The 17,124-nt window shown below is 59.9% G+C and carries 17 protein-coding genes; 12 read left to right on the top strand and 5 right to left on the bottom strand.

Annotated features, from left to right (window positions below; all coding sequences use genetic code 11):
• Positions 1-17: 17 nt before the first annotated feature.
• Positions 18-929 (top strand): LysR substrate-binding domain-containing protein, encoded by a 912-nt coding sequence (locus tag AB4Y89_RS07900; RefSeq protein ID WP_442300374.1) that lies wholly within the window; start codon positions 18-20, stop codon positions 927-929.
• Between the two features lie 177 nt (positions 930-1,106).
• Here the strand turns inward: AB4Y89_RS07900 and AB4Y89_RS07905 are convergent, their stop codons facing one another.
• Entirely contained in the window at positions 1,107-1,691 is a 585-nt protein-coding gene (locus AB4Y89_RS07905) for a YceH family protein (protein WP_442300375.1), read from the bottom strand.
• Positions 1,692-1,788: 97 nt separating this feature from the next.
• Here AB4Y89_RS07905 and AB4Y89_RS07910 point away from each other — a divergent pair, with 97 nt between their 5' ends.
• From AB4Y89_RS07910 to AB4Y89_RS07925, 4 genes are all read left to right on the top strand, one after another.
• Positions 1,789-4,935 carry a diguanylate cyclase gene (locus AB4Y89_RS07910; RefSeq protein ID WP_442300376.1) on the top strand — a complete coding sequence of 1,049 codons (3,147 nt, stop codon included), beginning with the start codon at positions 1,789-1,791 and terminating at the stop codon, positions 4,933-4,935.
• Between the two features lie 176 nt (positions 4,936-5,111).
• A complete protein-coding gene (locus AB4Y89_RS07915) occupies positions 5,112-5,594 on the top strand; it encodes a MarR family winged helix-turn-helix transcriptional regulator (protein WP_442300377.1) in 483 nt (160 codons plus the stop codon).
• Positions 5,591-6,298 (top strand): pirin family protein, encoded by a 708-nt coding sequence (locus AB4Y89_RS07920; RefSeq protein ID WP_442300378.1) that lies wholly within the window; start codon positions 5,591-5,593, stop codon positions 6,296-6,298. Before AB4Y89_RS07915 ends, AB4Y89_RS07920 begins: the two co-directional genes overlap by 4 nt.
• Before the next feature lie 105 nt (positions 6,299-6,403).
• A complete protein-coding gene (locus tag AB4Y89_RS07925; RefSeq protein ID WP_442300379.1) occupies positions 6,404-6,991 on the top strand; it encodes a YceI family protein in 588 nt (195 codons plus the stop codon).
• A 125-nt stretch (positions 6,992-7,116) separates the two neighbouring features.
• Here AB4Y89_RS07925 and AB4Y89_RS07930 read toward each other — a convergent pair whose 3' ends face one another.
• The 3 genes from AB4Y89_RS07930 to AB4Y89_RS07940 form a co-directional block, all read right to left on the bottom strand.
• Positions 7,117-7,386: a hypothetical protein gene (locus AB4Y89_RS07930; protein ID WP_442300380.1), complete on the bottom strand. Its 270-nt coding sequence runs from the start codon at positions 7,384-7,386 to the stop codon at positions 7,117-7,119.
• A gap of 198 nt (positions 7,387-7,584) precedes the next feature.
• A complete protein-coding gene (locus AB4Y89_RS07935) occupies positions 7,585-8,820 on the bottom strand; it encodes a threonine ammonia-lyase (RefSeq protein WP_442300381.1) in 1,236 nt (411 codons plus the stop codon).
• Positions 8,821-9,048: 228 nt separating this feature from the next.
• On the bottom strand, positions 9,049-9,507 hold the full coding sequence (locus tag AB4Y89_RS07940; protein WP_442300382.1) for a MarR family winged helix-turn-helix transcriptional regulator: 459 nt from the start codon (positions 9,505-9,507) through the stop codon (positions 9,049-9,051).
• 41 nt (positions 9,508-9,548) lie between these two features.
• Between AB4Y89_RS07940 and AB4Y89_RS07945 the strand changes: the two genes are divergently transcribed.
• Positions 9,549-11,135, top strand: a complete 1,587-nt coding sequence (locus AB4Y89_RS07945; RefSeq protein WP_442300383.1) for a DHA2 family efflux MFS transporter permease subunit — start codon at positions 9,549-9,551, stop codon at positions 11,133-11,135.
• Between the two features lie 598 nt (positions 11,136-11,733).
• On the opposite strand, the gene AB4Y89_RS07950 is transcribed toward AB4Y89_RS07945, so the two are convergent.
• Positions 11,734-12,078: a hypothetical protein gene (locus AB4Y89_RS07950; protein WP_442300384.1), complete on the bottom strand. Its 345-nt coding sequence runs from the start codon at positions 12,076-12,078 to the stop codon at positions 11,734-11,736.
• 329 nt (positions 12,079-12,407) lie between these two features.
• Between AB4Y89_RS07950 and trpB the strand changes: the two genes are divergently transcribed.
• The 6 genes from trpB (at position 12,408) to AB4Y89_RS07980 (ending at position 17,006) form a co-directional block, all read left to right on the top strand.
• Positions 12,408-13,628 (top strand): tryptophan synthase subunit beta, encoded by a 1,221-nt coding sequence (gene trpB / locus AB4Y89_RS07955; RefSeq protein WP_442300385.1) that lies wholly within the window; start codon positions 12,408-12,410, stop codon positions 13,626-13,628.
• Positions 13,628-14,389 carry a tryptophan synthase subunit alpha gene (gene trpA / locus AB4Y89_RS07960; protein ID WP_442300386.1) on the top strand — a complete coding sequence of 254 codons (762 nt, stop codon included), beginning with the start codon at positions 13,628-13,630 and terminating at the stop codon, positions 14,387-14,389. Before trpB ends, trpA begins: the two co-directional genes overlap by 1 nt.
• Before the next feature lie 44 nt (positions 14,390-14,433).
• The gene (gene pheA, locus AB4Y89_RS07965; RefSeq protein WP_147645988.1) at positions 14,434-14,697 is read left to right on the top strand and encodes a chorismate mutase; all 264 of its coding nucleotides are present in this window, start codon (positions 14,434-14,436) and stop codon (positions 14,695-14,697) included.
• 23 nt (positions 14,698-14,720) lie between these two features.
• Complete coding sequence (gene aroF / locus AB4Y89_RS07970) at positions 14,721-15,737, top strand: 3-deoxy-7-phosphoheptulonate synthase (protein WP_442300387.1); 1,017 nt, start codon at positions 14,721-14,723, stop codon at positions 15,735-15,737.
• 190 nt (positions 15,738-15,927) lie between these two features.
• Positions 15,928-16,533 carry an RNA polymerase sigma factor gene (locus AB4Y89_RS07975; protein ID WP_147645984.1) on the top strand — a complete coding sequence of 202 codons (606 nt, stop codon included), beginning with the start codon at positions 15,928-15,930 and terminating at the stop codon, positions 16,531-16,533.
• Entirely contained in the window at positions 16,530-17,006 is a 477-nt protein-coding gene (locus tag AB4Y89_RS07980) for a hypothetical protein (protein WP_442300388.1), read from the top strand. The genes AB4Y89_RS07975 and AB4Y89_RS07980 overlap by 4 nt, the downstream gene beginning before the upstream one ends.
• Positions 17,007-17,124: the final 118 nt, after the last annotated feature.

The raw sequence follows: 17,124 nt of genomic DNA on the forward strand, positions 1-17,124 counted from the left end.
ATTAGGATGTTAAAGATATGGATATCGAGCTGCGTCATTTGCGCTACTTCGTCGCCGTCGCGGACGAGCTCCACTTCGGACGTGCTGCGCGCCGCCTGCATCTCGCCCAGCCTCCGCTCTCCCAGCAGATCCGTAAGCTTGAAGAGATCCTTGGTTGCCGGCTCTTTCTGCGGACATCCCGTGCGGTTCGCCTGACTGCCGCGGGCGAGGCTTTCCTGGAACGCGCGCGCCGCACGCTGAGCAATGTGCAGGATGACATGCAGGAGGCCCGCAGCATCGGCCGCGGCGAGCAGGGTTTACTGCGCGTGGGTTTTATCAGCTCTGCCATGCTGACGGTCGTGCCTCGTACCTTCGGCACGTATCGCCGCCGGTTTCCCAAGGTGCAACTTCAGCTCTTCGAGAGCTACACGGCGTCGGTGATGCGGTCTCTCATGAGCGGAGAGATCGATGTGGGCATTCTGCGTGATGGGGGCCCTGCGAACGGCCTGCATGTGGAACCGTTGCTCAACGAGCCCTATGTTGCCGTGCTTCCGAAGCAGCATCCGCTTGCCGCCAGCAACAGCATCTCGGCCGCTGCGTTGCGCGACGAGCCGTTTGTCTTTCATGCTCCGTCTGCGGGAACGCGGGCGTTTGAAAAGCCGATGTCCATCTTCGAAGAGCACGGCTTCCGGCCACAGATTGTGCAGGAGGCGCCGCAGTGGCTGACACTGCTGCGTCTGGTGGGTGCGGGGCTTGGGATAACGGTCGCGCCGGCGTGTGTCGAGAAGATTGCGCTGAACGATGTGGTATGTGTGCGCCTGCGGGGAGTCAAGGTGCGCAGCGATCTGGAGCTGGCGTACCGCGAAGGCGAACATCGAGCGATTGTTAAGGGGTTTGCGGAGATTCTGAGAAGCGGAGTCGGAAGAGTCAAAGAGTTAAGCCGTGGGTAGCTTCGGGCCCGGGTGCCCCATCCATCGCAACGCGATGGGTGGGATGTCCCTGATCTGGGATCCATAGGCTTCGATAAATGACAAACAAAAGCGGTTCGAGCTTCGCTCGAATCTCCCACTCACGCTCCGCGTGAATGGGGCACCCAGAGCACGGGTTTCGAATATATATCGCCTAGCCTACCTGGTCTCAAGTTCGGCGACGCGGGCTTCAAGGGCGGCGATGCGGGCTTCCAGCTCTTCCAGGCGGCTGGGTGAAGATGCTTTGCCAGGAGCAGCCACTTCACTGGTCTCAGGCATCCCACACAATAGATGTGCGTAACGGGCTTCCCTTGCTCCCGCCTGGCGGGGCAGCAGGACAACGAGAGGCGTCTCTCGTTCCACCATGCGGGTCAGCGTACTTTGCACCGCCGCCAGGTCATCGAAGGTGTACATGCGGTCGGCGCGTGTACGCAGTTCTCCCGGAGTCTGGGGTCCGCGCAGCAGCAGTAGACACAAAACAGCGGTCTCGTCACGGCGCAGGTTCAACACCGTGCGTACGCGGTGTTCAAACTTAAGCACGCGGCTGTCGTGCACAGTGGAGGTGTAACCGATGTCTTCCAGGTGGCGAAGTGAGGAACGCACCTCTTCTTCACTGAGCTCCATAACCGGTTCGCGCGATGACTTCTGGTTACATGCGGCGATCAATGCATTCAGAGACAGGGGATAGTACTCCGGGGTGTTGATCTCTTTCTCCATCAACCCACCGAGCACGCGCGCTTCCATGGCAGAGAGTTCCATATGCATCAGCATAGTCCGCTGTGACAAAAAGCCTGGGGAAGATACCTCGGAGCATGATATTTTTCCCTTTGGACGAGGAGTCGTGACGCGGCGGTCGTTGGTGAAAGCGGAGTGGTGGGTTCTCCGTCCGGCGCTGTGGTTCCTAGCGCTGGCCGGGATTTTTTATTCTGGAGCCAGAGCCGGCGCACAGACTGGTTCGGCTGCCGGATTGGATGGGGATAAGCTTCAGGCTATCTCCGAGATGAATTTTAATGTGATGACCATGAAGCAGGGTCTGCCCCATGACTCTGTCTATGGCTTCGCGCAGGACACCACGGGCTATGTCTGGATCGCCAGCTTCGGCGGGCTCTCCCGGTTCGACGGGGACCAGATCTATAACTACACGCACGATGCCCATGACCCGGGTTCTCTGCCGGATAACAATGTGCGGGTGCTGTTGCCGCGGGCTGACGGTGGCCTGTATGTCGGCACGGGAAGCGCCGGTCTTAGCATCTATCAGCCGGCGACGGACAGCTTTGTCACTCCGGTGAAGACCCCCTCAGTGCTGCGCAAGGCGCGTGTCTTCTGTATGGCTGATGATGGAGAAGGCGGTGTCTGGATTGGCACACAGAACGGATTCGCTCACTATCACGACAGTACGGGCGAGTTCGATCTCTACGGTGGACTTAGGGGCCAGCCAGTCACCGGCAGAATGCCATCCGGCGGCATCTTCGCGTTGCTGCAGGATAAGGATCGCAACCTCTGGGTGGGATCCGGCACAGGACTCTACATGTTGGGGAAAGGCGCCGGGGAATTTGAGTTCTTCGCCGGCGACGACAAGCTGGGACAGCGGCCTTCGGTCTGGTCGATCTTCCAAGACCATGTCGGAGGGATCTGGATAGGAACCGACACCACGGGGATCGGCGCTGTCGATCGAAAGTCCGGGACGGTGCATGGATATCCTGGGCTTGCCGGAGAGGGATCGTTGGTCGGGCCTCACACGGTGCGTGTCTTTCTGGAGATGCAGCCTGGCCTGCTGTGGTTTGCGACCTATGGCGGCGGGCTGTTCTCGCTTGATACGGCCACAGGGCAAACGCTGCATTGGGCTAAGGACCCGACCGCATCGGCGCCTCTGAGCAATGACTTCATTCGTGGCATGATTCGTGACCGCTCCGGGGTGGTGTGGCTGGGGACCGACAGCGGTCTTTCCTCCATCACCGTGAATGGGCGCGGCATCTTCAACATCCGCAGCTCGCCGTTGCGGCCAGACCGTCTCTATGGTTCGGAGGTGCGCAGCGTCGGCGCCGGGTATGGCCGTGTTTGGGTTGGCTTCGACCAGGGCGGGTTTGCAGAGATTGACCGGGATGGAAGCATTCATCGCATTAAGCCTGCGCCGGGCGTGAGCGGGGACCAGATCTCCCATCGTGAGGCGCTGGCGATCAAGGCAGTTGATGAGAAGACAGTAATCGCCGGAGGCATTGGCCTGTACCTGATCGATGTCGCGACGCGGACCTACCGCCCCATCGACGATGTCTTCCTTCGCAAGCAGATCGTGAATGCGGTGCTGGTGGATGGCGACGACCTGTGGGCGGGAAGCTATAACGGTCTGGCGCGCTACAACCGGCGCACCGGGCAACTGAAGGTCTTCGCTCACGATCAGAACAATGTCGCCAGCATCTCGGACGACTACGTCCGCGACATGTTGAAGGACTCTCACGGGCGGTTGTGGGTGACAACACGGCTGGGGCTGGATCTCTTCGACCCCGCGACCGAAAGCTTCCGTCACATACGCCATGACAAGAACGACTCGGCTTCGATTGCGACCGACAACATCCAGCCGATTGCGGAGGACGCGCAGGGCCGTCTCTGGATCGGTTCCATCGGCTCCGGCGTTCAGGTGATGGACGAGCTCAAGCCGGATGGGAAGGCGCGATTCCGTACGATCGACCACGACCATAACAACCTGCCGGACGACATCATCCTGGTCATCCGGCGCGGTCTCGATGGAACGATGTGGATCAATACGCCCCGCGGACTTGCCGCCGTGGATCCAAAGAGCTTTTCCGTACGGCGGTACGGGGCGCCGGATGGATTGCAGGCGACGGCGCAGAACCTGTTCAGCTCCGCCATGCTGGATGATGGAACCATTCTCTTTCCGGGGAACTCCTCCGTGGTCATCGTCCGGCCGCAAAAGCTCCACCCGTGGACCTTTGCTGCACCGCTGGTAGCGACCGAGGTGACGGTGCAGGGAGTCGCACAATCGCCGGTGCTGCTGGCCCGCCAGGCGGGAGCAGGGCAACTGAGCTTCCCGTCTCATCGCGGTTTTGAGGTGAACTTCGCGCTGCTGGATTACACCTCGCCCGACGACACGCTTTACTCCTATCAACTGGAAGGCTTCGACGATAGCTGGAGTGTGCCAAGCATCAGCCGCCGTTCCGCGACTTACACCAACCTTCCCGGCGGCCAGTATGTCTTCCATATCCGTGCCGTTAGCCGCAATGGCGCGGGACCATCGCAGGAGACCAGCTTTCCTATTCACATCCGCAATGGTGTGACAGAGACCTTGTGGTTTCAAATCCTGCTGATCCTGCTGACGATTGGTGTCGTGCTGTTGCTGGTCCGGGTCCGTCTTGCTTACATGGCGCGCCGCCAGCGGGAGCTGGAAGCCGTGATCGCCACGCGAACCAGTGAGCTGGAGTCGAGCCGTCAGGAGCTGATCCGTGTCAATGAGCGGCTGGCGCGGATTGCCCTGCATGATGAGCTGACCGGAACACTAAACCGCCGCGGCTTCTTTGAGCGTGCTTCATTGGAAGTCTCGCGCTCCCACCGATCAGGCCGCAGCTACAGCCTGTTGCTGGCTGATCTCGACAACTTCAAGCAGACCAACGACACCATGGGGCACAGCGCCGGCGATGCTACGTTGCGCGCCATTGCGACCATGTTTGCGTCTTCCATTCGTACCTCGGACATCCTGAGCCGTTATGGAGGCGAGGAGTTCATTCTTCTGCTGCCGGAGACGGAAGAAAGTCAGGCGCTCCAGATGGCAGAGCGCCTTCGCCAGATGGTGGAGTCAGCCCCGATCGAATACGCTGGGATCGTCTTTCACACGACGACCAGCATCGGCCTGGCGACCTCGATGGGAGAGGATGAGTCGCTGGAGGCTCTGATCTCGCGTGCGGATCAGGGGCTTTACCGGGCTAAGCGCTCCGGAAAGAACTGCGTCCAGACCTCCTCCGGACGGACAGCGTAGCTATTCGATACGGAAAGATCCCGGGATTACCCGCTCGCAACGCCAGGGTGGGCACGGATGCCACAAATCTCTTACAGGAAATTACATTAGGTTCGAGGGAATACGCCCCCATACTTCCGCTGAATCTATTTCGATATCGAAACATCCGATGTAGTAGAAAGGAGCAGGACACAGGAATGAGCGAGCAGAAAGCACTCTCGGCAACCCGCCTCTGGCTGGTGATGATGAAGGCCTACGACGCCGTCCGGACCTTTGCCGAAGATTCTATTGTCGGTACGGGCCTGGGGCTGAGTGACTTCATCGTGCTTGAGATGCTGCTGCACAAAGGTCCTCTCTCGATGACGCAGATTGCTGAAAAGGCAAGACTTGCGAACGCTTCGACAACGGCCGCGATTGACCGGCTGGAGCGCCGCAATCTGGTTCGCCGCGGGTTTCACGCGACGGATCGCCGGGTTCGGATTGTCGAGCTGACGGACGAAGGAGAGAAGCTCATCCGCTGCACTTTCTCGGCGCACAGCCGCGACCTGGAGGAGATGATGCGGCCGCTTTCGGCCGCTGACCGCCAGGCGTTGCATGACGGCCTGAAGAAGCTGGGACAGACCGCCGCCGTCGCCAATAACAAGGCAAAGTCCCAGCGGCAGGAAAGGGAAAAAGCATGATTACCGTACGCAAGAGCAAAGAGCGTGGCCACGCCAACCATGGCTGGCTGGATAGTTACCACACGTTTTCGTTCGCCAACTACTATGACGCCCACCACATGGGTTTCGGCCCGCTGCGGGTGATCAATGAGGATGTGGTCGCTCCCGGCCGTGGCTTCGGCTCGCACCCGCATCGCGATATGGAGATTCTGACCTACGTCATCTCTGGCAAGCTGGCCCACAAGGACAGCATGGGCCATACGGAAGAGCTTGGGCCGAATGAGATCCAGCGTATGTCCGCAGGGTCGGGTGTCGTACACAGCGAGTTCAATGGATCGAACGCAGAGCCGGTACACCTGTTCCAGGTCTGGATCGAGCCGCGTACACGCGGTGAGAAGCCCAGCTATGAGCAACTGGCCTTCGATCCGGCGGAGAAGAAGAACCGCTTTCGCGTGCTCGCCTCGTCGACGCCGGTGGCCGGCGCGGCGACCATCAACCAGGACGCCGCTGTGGCTGTGGCGGAGCTTGAGCCGGGCAAGGAGCTCGACTATGAGCTCGCGGAAGGACGTTCAGCATGGGTGCATGTGGTGAAGGGTGACGTACAGGTGAATGGAACGTCCCTTCAAGCAGGCGATGCCGCTGCTCTGCGGCAAGAATCAAAGATTCATTTGCAGTCGGGAAGCACAGGCAATAGCGAGGTGTTGGTCTTTGAACTCGTAGCCTGAGCCGGACACGGTCGCGCGGACCGTCGCAATCCGCGCGCTTCCTGCCACCATCAACATCAACCCGGGCGCCTGGGGCGCTCCCCAACCAGGATTTTGGAGACATAAATGAAAGTGACTCGTACGTTCGTTGCATCCCTTCTTGGAGGCCTGCTTCTGGTTGGATCGCAGGCATTTGCTCAGACTTCGACATGGAAGATTGACCCGAACCACTCGGAGGCCGGCTTCCAGGTGAAGCACCTCTCCGTGTCCAACGTGCGCGGCTCGCTCGGCGCCGTAAACGGCACCGTGACCTGGGATGAGAAGGATCCCAGCAAGTCGACCGTGACGGCAGTGGTTGAGACCAAGGGGCTGGATACCCGTGTTCAGAAGCGCAACGATCACCTGAAGTCAGCCGACTTCTTCGACGTGGAGAAGTACCCCACGCTGACCTTCAACTCGACCTCGGTGAAGCGTTCCGGCGATAGCCTCCTGGTGACCGGCGACCTTACGCTGAACGGCGTGACCAAGCCGGTGACGTTGACGGTGGATGGACCAACGCCTCCGCAGAAGAACCAGCAGGGCAAGCTGGTGACCGGCTTCTCCGCGACCGGCAGCATCAAGCGCTCTGACTTCAACTTCGGCGGCAAGTTCCCGGATGCTGTCGTCAGCGACCAGGTGAAGATCACCATCGACGTTGAGGCCGACAAGGAGTAAGAGTATTTCCCTGATGCTGGGTATCTACACCTAAAGGGAAAAGGCTCCACAGGAACCGTAATCGGTAACGAAACAAGAAGGGCCTCCCGCTGGGGAGGCCCTTTCTGTTGAAGCGAGGTCCAGACCTATTCATCTGATAATCTCTCCCGTTTGCCCTGCATGCGCCACACACGTGCGGCGAGAAAAAGCAGAGTGACTACGGTAGAGATGACAAGGGCCGAGACTACGTTGATCTCGACGACTTCGCCAAGGGGATTGCCTCCCTTATGAAAGCCGCCAAACTTCAGGGCAAGAAAACACAGGGCGGCGACGATGCCGCACTCAATTGCAAGCCGCTGGCGCGTAGGTCCCGTGCTGAGCTCTTCTTCGGTTGCATATTGCAGGTTTGGAGCCATCGTGCATTTCTCCAGAAACGTAAGATGCCTTGTGCAGCAGACAGTGAGGCAAAGAGAAAGTATGTACGTTTAAAAACGTGCATACGCGGGTGCCTCTTCTGGAGCACCACAGTATCAACGAATCTATGTGATGTTGTATAGAAAGTTTACTGCGGGGTATTGGGGCCGGCAATGGTCACAATGGTTTGCCGGCCCAGGTTACTGGACGCGCTGGTGCCGGAAACCCCGCTCGGTCAAGGCTGCCAGCAGTTCTGCCACATGCTCCGGACCGCGGGCTTCCATGGTGATATCGATGGCGGTGTCGCCCAGGTTCACGTCGTAGTAGGCCCGGTTGTAGAGGGTGTCCACGATGTTGATACGGTGGACCGCAATCAGCTCGGTAAGCTCGGCGAGGGCGCCGGGTTTGTCCAGCAGATGGATGCGCAGGCGGATCAGACGGCCATCCTTGACCAGACCGCGTTCGATGATGCGCGAAAGCAGGGTGACGTCGATATTGCCGCCGCTGACCAGAACCGCAGTCCGTGTACCCGGCGGAAGACCGGTCTTATGTTGCATGACGGCGGCGAGGGCAGTCGCGCCGGCGCCTTCGGCCAGTGTCTTCTCTCGTTCCAGCAGGACCAGGATGGCGGACGCGATCTCATCCTCTTCGACCGTGACGATGCGGTCGACGTACTGTTCCGCGAGCGGCAGGGTGACGTCACCGGCCCGGCGTACTGCAATGCCGTCGGCGATGGTAGTGGCGGGATCGAGGGTGACGTGATGTCCCGCTTCTACAGCGGCTTTCATGCTGGCCAGACGCGCCGTCTGCACGCCGACGACCTGAATCTTCGGGTTCGTTTCTTTCAGCGCAACGGCGATGCCGCTGGTCAGTCCGCCACCGCCGATCGGGATGACGACCGCTTCCAGGGCAGGGACCTGATCCAGGATCTCCAGGCCGATGACACCCTGGCCGGCGATAACGGCAGGATCGTCAAAGGGGTGCACGAAGGTCATGCCCTTCAGATCGCAGAGCCGCCGGGCTTCGGCGTAAGCCTCGTCGTAGTTGGCGCCGTGCAGCACTACCTCAGCGCCGAAGTTGCGAGTGGCAGTGACCTTAACCAGAGGTGTCTGCACCGGCATCACGATGGTGGCGGGAATGCCGCGCTTAGTGGCGTGGTAGGCGACGCCCTGGGCGTGATTGCCTGCGCTGGCGGCGATAACGCCGCGGTTGGCCTGCTCCGGAGTGAGGGTGGCGATCTTGTTCAGTGCCCCGCGCTCTTTGAAGCTGCCAGTCATCTGCAGGTTTTCGAGCTTGAGATAGATCTCAAGTCCAGTGGTCTTGGACAGCCTCTCCGATCGGGAACACGGAGATTCGTAGACACTGCCGCGCATCCGTTCGCGGGCGGCTTGCACATCCGCAAGGGAAACGCTCGGGGTCGCTGTCTCAGTCGCCATATGACATTAGGGTAAATGACCAGTGGGTCTCGTGAACTCGACTCTATAGGGACGGGTGCCCCACATACGCGTAGCTTATGTGGGACATTCGAGCGGAGCTCGAATCGTTTTTAATCTTCTTGATGTAACTCCGATTTCATGAAGGTAAATCAGGATCGAGCTTACGCTCGATACACCCACATATGCTTCGCATATATGGGGCACCCAGGTTATGGGGAGTGTTGAATGCTACAGCCGGTCCGCGGCCATCTCCAGCAGGTCATTCATGGCTTTCAGGTCTGAGCGTTTTACGCCCTCCCATAGGTCCATCTCAATCTTCCGCACAACCACGTCGGTATCCTGCAGCAGCTTTTCACCGGTTGCCGTGAGGCTGGCGATGCGCCGGCGTTCATTGGTTGCGTCCTGTTGACGGACGATCCAGCCGTTCTTCTCTGCGCGCAGAATCAGGCCATGTGCGGTTTGGGGGGTGATGCTGCACTCCCGCGCCACCTGGGCGCCGCTGGCTGTGGCTTCTGATTTGATGGCATGCAGCACGCGGAGCTGTGCCAAGGTGATGCCCAGCGGCCGCAGATCTTCGTCCAGCCGCGCGCGGAAACCAAGTGTCAGCCGCTTCAGCAGCTTGAGAGTCCGACGAGCCTCCGATTGTTTCCGGGAGGTTTTTTCTGCATTCCTGTCGCTTTCGATCATCAGCTTGCTGATATTCTATCGCAGCTAGCTGATATTCGATCATGTCGTACGACCACAACTGGAAGCCCCGGCACAATCCCTGGGCCATTGCTCTTACGGTCACGCTGGCCACCTTCATGGAGGTGCTCGATACCTCCATCGCGAACGTCGCTCTGCCACACATCGCCGGTTCGCTCGGCGCCAGCCAGGAAGAGGCGACATGGGTGCTGACCAGTTACCTGGTCGCCTCGGCCATCATTCTTCCCATCTCGGGCTGGCTCTCCAACCGCTTCGGACGCAAGCGTTTCTATATGGCCTGCGTCGTTCTGTTTACGGTCTGCTCGTTCCTCTGCGGCATTGCGCCCTCGATGCCGATCCTGATTCTGGCGCGCGTGCTGCAGGGCCTTGGCGGCGGCGGCCTGGCGCCGTCGGAGCAGGCGATTCTGGCCGATACCTTTCCGGTGGAGAAGCGCGGGCAGGCCTTCGCGGTGTATGGCATGGCCGTGGTGGTCGCTCCAGCCATCGGTCCCACGCTTGGCGGCTGGATTACCGACAACTACAACTGGCACTGGATCTTCTTCATCAACATTCCGGTCGGCCTGCTCTCGCTCTGGCTCTCGAACCAGATGGTGGAAGATCCGCCATACCTCAAGGCGCGTGCGGCAGAGGCGCACCGCCAGCCGGTGGACTTCATGGGTCTCGGTCTGGTGGCGCTGGGCGTTGGTCTGCTGGAGTTCACACTCGATAAGGGCCAGGAGAAGGACTGGTTCTCCGATCCGATGATCCGTGCAGCGGGAATCACTGCGGCCGCGTTGCTGCTGTTCTTCGCCTGGTGGGAGTGGCGGCACCCAGACCCGATCGTCGATCTGAAGCTCTTAAAGAACCGCAACTTCGGCACCGCTGTCTTTCTGCAGCTTGTGCTGGGTATGGTGCTCTTCGGGTCTACTGTGCTGATTCCGCAATACCTGCAGGTGCTATTGGGATATACGGCAGAGAGGGCCGGCATGGTGCTGTCGCCGGCAGGCTTCGTCATGATGATCGGCATGGCGGTCGCGGGCAGATCGCTGGGCAAGATCGATCCGCGTGCGCTTGTCATTATGGGATATGTGGCAACAGCGGCTGGTATCTACAACCTCACCCGTCTGGACCTGAATGCTGCGTACGGAACTGTGACGCTATGGCGCATGGTGCAGGTAATCGGTCTGCCGTTTATCTTCATTCCCATCTCCACACTGAACTATGTGGGTGTGCCGCCGGCGAAGATGAACCAGATCTCGTCGCTTTCGAACTTTGCCCGCAACCTGGGCGGAAGTGCAGGAACAGCACTGCTGACGACGTTCCTGGCACGCACCGCGCAGACGCACCAGGCGCAGCTTGCCATGAATACGGTGCCCGGCTCGCCGGCGTATGAGAACTATATCGGCGGACTCGCCACCATCCTGCGAGATCACGGCACGACTGCGGCGCAGGCGACCCAGATGGCAATGGGCCGCGCCTATCAGGAGATGCTGCGTCAGGCGCAGATGCTCAGCTACAAGAACGCTTTCTTCGTGCTGGCGGTGGTGATTCTGCTGTTGTCTCCGTTGCCGTTGATGATGCGTTTACCGCCGAAAAAACAGAAGCCTGCGCCGGAGGCCATGGGGCACTAGCGCGCCTGCGGCGCGAGTTAAAAGTTGAAAGTTAAAAGTTGAAGAAGTACGGCACGGGGTGGGAAGTACCTAGCCACCTTCTGTGGAGGGTTAGGCACGCCATAAAGAAAAATGCCCTCGCCGGAGCGATGGGATACTAGGGAGCGCCTTCGGCGCTCGTTAAAAATTGAAAGTTAAAAGTTGAAGGGGTACGACTGCGGAGACCGGAACTTGCGTGCGAACTTTGATTGTTGAGTGGGAACGAGAAAGGACGCCGCAAAGGGCGTCCTTTCGTTTCGCTTAGGAAGAGAGAACTCTACGCGCGGCGACCGGGTTGGGCGCCACGGACGTGCGGCGTCCGATCTTTCACACGCGGAGTATGATCACGAGCCTTCGCTTGCGGGGTCCGGGCATGAGCCACGCCCATAGCAACGAAGGCAACTACAGCGGCGAGAACCGTCTTTCGCAGCATAAATCACCATCACCAGCTTTCTGCATATCTAGATGCAGCGTGAGCGGCAACGGGTTCAAAAACCCGCGCCTCAAGCCAGTAAGTACGCCACAAAAGACGGTCCGTTTCAAGTGAACTCTGGTGCCGTTACCGGGGGCACCAATGTAGTTACCTTGGGTATTCCTTCTCCCGTTTCTCCGTGCCTTTCTTCTTGCGGATCTTGTCGGCGACATAGCCGCCGCCGGCGCCTACGCCGGCTCCGAGCGCGGCTCCCTTACCGCCACCCATCACGCCTCCCAACACGGCGCCGCCGACTGCCGAGCCACCTACGATTTTGGCGGTAGTGTGGTGACGTTTATCTTGGGCGTCCTGCGCGGCTTTGGCGCGGTCGTGAGCCTGCTGCTCCCGGTAGGTGCGGTCCTGGGAGACTGCCGTAAATGGAGTTGAGAGCAAACCCGCCAAAATGAGTGCGGAACTGAATCTGCCGAAGTTCGTGACGTTCTTTTGCATCATGACGTCCTCCTTCTGCGCCACCCGGGCGCATGCATCAGGTTTAGAGAGACGGGGGAGGGAAGTGTTTGCCAGTGGAGGAAAAGAAAAAATCCTGCGTTTCGGCCAATTGGTTGCCTCGCCGGGCGAAATCCGTGTATGTTCAAAAGTGCAATGACGCGTTCCCGCCAGTTTTTCAGCTTTACCTTCCGCTACTGGTACACAGTAGCGGCTCCGGCGGTTTAGCGTCGAACGACTAGCACTACCAGAAGTACACGACGAGATTCCAACCGAAGCCGCGAACCCTAAGGGTCGCGGCTTTTGTTTTTTTGCACCAGAAAAGGACTCTACCGATGGAACACAGCATCATCGACCCCGTCCGTACCCTCGGCAATGGCCGCTTCGGCGCTTATGGCGGCCGTTACGTGCCAGAGACGCTGATGGCGGCCCTGCAGGAGCTGGAACGCGCCTATGCCGCCGTCCGCGAAGACCAGGCCTTTCAAGGCGAGCTTGCGGCGCTGCTGAAGGACTATGTCGGCCGCCCGACACCGCTCTACTTCGCCAAACGCCTGTCGGAGAACCTGGGTGGAGCGAAGATCTACCTCAAGCGCGAAGACCTGCTGCACACCGGAGCGCACAAGATCAATAACGCTCTCGGTCAGGCACTGCTGGCCAGGCGCATGGGCAAGCAGCGCATCATCGCCGAGACTGGCGCCGGACAGCATGGCGTGGCGACAGCGACGGTCTGCGCTCTCTTCGGCATGGAGTGCGTGATCTACATGGGCGAAGAAGATATGCGCCGCCAGGAGCTGAACGTCTACCGCATGCGTCTTCTCGGCGCGGAGGTACGCGGTGTCGGCTCCGGCTCGGCGACGCTGAAGGACGCCATCAATGAGGCGATGCGCGACTGGGTCACGAACGTGCGCACGACGTTCTATATTCTCGGCTCGGCGTTGGGCGCACATCCCTATCCCACGATGGTGCGTGACTTCCACCGCGTGATCTCGCGCGAGGCGAAGCAGCAGATTCTGGAGCACGAGGGCAAGCTGCCCAATGCGGTGATCGCCTGCGTCGGCGGTGGCTCGAATGCTATCGGAGCCTTCTATGAGTTCATTCCCGAACCGAATGTAAGGCTGATCGGCGTCGAAGCCGGTGGACGCGGTACGGCGCTGGGTGAGCATGCGGCACGCTTCTCCGGTGGTCTGCCGGGTGTGCTGCAGGGAACGTATAGCTATGTCCTGCAGAATGATGCGGGACAGGTCGCGACGACACATTCGGTCTCGGCGGGTCTGGATTATGCGTCCGTAGGTCCGGAGCACGCGATGCTGCACGACCAGGGCCGCGCCACCTATACCTCGGCAACGGATACCGAGGCTCTGAATGCAGTGAAGGTGCTGTCGCGGACCGAGGGCATTCTGCCGGCGCTGGAGTCGGCGCATGCCGTGGCAGAGGCGATCAAACAGGCGCCGAAGCTGGCGAAGACGGATGTGATCCTCGTCAATGTGAGCGGCCGTGGCGACAAAGATATGGGCATCCTGGCTCGCGAGATGGAGCTGAAGGGAGCCGGAGCATAATGCCGATTCAATTTCCGAAGAAACCGGGTCTGGTGATCTACCTCACTGCGGGTGACCCTGATTTGGAGACGACAAAGCAGATCGCCATCGCGGCGATCGATGCCGGCGCAGATGTACTGGAACTCGGCGTTCCCTTCAGCGATCCGCTGGCCGACGGTCCTGTGATTCAACGGGCGATGGAACGCGCCGTCGGACGCGGCGTTCGCCTGACGGACGTGCTTACTCTCTGCAAGGAGATTCGTACCGAGCGTCCGAAAGCGGGTCTGATCCTGTTCAGCTATCTGAACCCGGTGCTTCGTATGGGTCTGGAGTCATTCTGTGCCGAGGCGGAGGCAGTGGGAGCGGATGGCGTGCTGCTGACCGACATGATTGTCGAAGAAGCCGCTGAATACATGGCTGCCATGAAGAAGCATGGGCTGGCGCCGGTCTTCCTGGCTGCTCCCACCTCGCCTGACGAGCGTTTGAAGGCCATCGCGGAGCATACCGAGGGCTTCCTCTATGCCATCTCGCGTACGGGAATTACCGGTGTCTCGTCCACGCTTTCGGATGATGCCTCAAAGCTGGTGCAACGGATCCGTCAGTTCACTGACAAGCCGATTGCCCTGGGCTTTGGCGTCTCCAATGCGGAGCATGTGCGGACGGTAGGCGAGTACGCCGATGCGGCGGTCATCGGGTCGGCGATTGTAGCCATCATCGAGAAGTCCACGCCGCAGGAGGCGGCGGCGGCGGTGGCGGAGTTTGTTCGAGGACTGCGCGGATAGAAGCTGAATACCATGAAAGGAAACGATAAGGAGATGCAGCAACGATGGAAATAGCAGACTGGCGCAAGCGCATTGACGAGCTCGACGAGCAGATTGTCCGCCTTATCAGCCAGAGGGCGGAAGCAGCAGAGGCCATCGGGCGCTTGAAGGCGCAGCAGGCCATGCCCGTATACGAGCCAGGCCGCGAACAACAGGTCTTTGATCACGTGAAGGGTTGTAATCCCGGTCCGTTGCCGGACACGGAGATTCAGAAGATTTACGAGCGCATCGTAGACGTGATGCGAGCGCTCCAGAAGAAAGACAACTAGCAGGATCGAAAAGGAAGACAGCAATGATCGTCGCAATGCAGGATGCAGCAACCGAAGAACATATCCAGTCAGTCATCGAGCGCATGGTGGAGCTCGGTTTCGCCGTCCACCGTACTACCGGGGCGGCGCAGACCATCCTCGCCGGTGTAGGCACACCCCAGGCCTTCGATGTTGCCGAGTTCACGGTACTGCCGGGCGTCCAGGACGCCTATCGCATCTCCTCTCCCTACAAACTTGCCGGCCGCAACTTCCGTCCTGAAGGGACGAAGATCAAGTTCGCCAACGGCGTGGTTGTCGGCGGAGAAGAGGTGGTCCTGATGGCGGGTCCCTGCTCCGTGGAATCGAAAGAACAGATCGATCTGTCTGCAAAACAGGTGGCGGAGTCCGGCTGTAAGTTCCTGCGCGGCGGCGCCTTCAAACCGCGCAGCTCGCCGTACAGCTTCCAGGGCATGGGCATCGAGGGGCTGAAGATCATGCGCGAGGCTGCGGATAAGAATGGCCTGCTGGTGATCACTGAGGTGATGGAGATCTCGCAGATCGAGCCCATGCTGCCGTACATCGATGTCTTCCAGATCGGGGCGCGCAACATGCAGAACTTCAACCTGCTGCGGGAGCTTGGCCATGTGCGTAAGGCATGCCTGCTGAAGCGCGGTATCGCCGCCACGATCGAAGAGGTCTTGCTCTCTGCCGAGTACATCCTCTCCGGCGGTAACTACGACCTGATGCTGTGCGAGCGCGGTATCCGTACCTTTGAGACCTACACCCGCAACACCATGGACGTCTCGGCGATTCCGGTGCTGAAGAAGCTGACCCACCTGCCGGTCTTCGGCGATCCGTCGCATGGTGTCGGCAAGCGCGACCTGGTGCCGGCACTGGCGCTGGCGTCGGTAGCTGCCGGAGCCGACGGTCTGCTGATGGAGATGCACCCGAATCCGGATAAGGCGATGAGTGACGGCGCCCAGTCGCTTTTCCCGGAGCAGCTCAACAAACTGAACGCCCAGCTCAAGCAGCTTGCCCCGATCGTTGGGCGTACGCTGTAGGGAATTCCAATCCTATGGAATCCCAATCCAGGTGGCGCCAATTCAATTGCCAAGCGATAGCAATTGAGTGACACGCCCTAGGCAAAATCCGGTACAAAGGTAACTAAGGGCCGCATTTGCGGCCCTTTAGTCTTCGCTTTGATGACGGTCGATGTACTCCGCGCCGGTGTAATCCCGTCCAAACGGGTGTATGCCTGCTACCGCCAGCACCGCGATACTCTCATTTGCCGCACGGCAGGAGGCCCGCACGCACGAGCTTGAGGACATTGACGGTCTCGTTCGGCTCTATCGCGCCAAGGTCTACCGCTACGTAGCCTATTCCATCAACGACGCGGATCTCGCTGAGTCCATCACCCAGGACTGCTTCGTCAAGGCCTATGCCAACCGGGCCAGCTTCCGCGGCGACTGCTCCGTCTCGACATGGCTGATGTCCATTGCCACCAACCTGGTGCGCGATCATGTCCGCACCCAGAAGTTCAAGTTCTGGCGCAACTTCCGTGCGACGGCCGCCGACGTCACCGACATGTCGCACCAGATCAGCTCGCGCGCCAGCTCGCCGGAGAGCGCCCTGATCGCCCGGGAACGCGTCCAAGGCGTGCATGCCGCCCTGGCGACGCTCTCTGAACGGCAGCGTTCGGTCTTCGTCATGCGATTCCTGGAAGAGATGGATCTAGCGGAGATTGCCGAGGCAACCGGCATGCCGGTCAATACCGTCAAGACTCACCTGCACCGGGCTGTAACTGCCATTCGAGCACAGCTTGGTCCAAACGCGTCTACACTGGGAGGTACGCGATGAACCGGCACCTCACAGACGAACAGTTCACCGATCTTCTGCTGGGACTGGATGACGGCACTGCCGCAGCCCATCTGAACTCGTGTGAACACTGCCGCCAGGAAATGACTCGGGTGGAAGAGACGATGGGCATGCTGCGCGAGGCATCCATGGACTGGAGCCGCCAGCGCGTGGCGGAAATGCCGACACCTCAGCCCGGCTTCTTCGAACGTCTGGGACTTTCCTTCCGCCCAGCTGCGGGTATGGCTATGGCTGCAGTGCTTGCGATTGCGGTTGCCGTGCCATTCCTGATCCGCGATAACGATGCGCCGCAGCAGGCGTCCGTACAACATAAGTCACCGGTGCCTACGGCGGAACAGATTGCCGCAGACAATGAACTGATGTCCGCTATCAACCAGGAGATTGCGCAGCCCGCTGCCCAGCACGAGGCGGCCTTTGCCAACGAGTCCGGCAAAGCCAGGACAACGAAGCGCTAATCTCTTTTATTATTCTTTTTTCTTCGCCAAATGACGTATCGATTCAAACTCGCCCTGGCCCTGCTTGCCATCCTGATTGGCGGCTCAGCTGCTCTTGCGCAAGGCCCTGGCGGCCCTC

This window comes from Terriglobus sp. 2YAB30_2 (assembly GCF_052114765.1).
Taxonomy (GTDB): domain Bacteria; phylum Acidobacteriota; class Terriglobia; order Terriglobales; family Acidobacteriaceae; genus Terriglobus.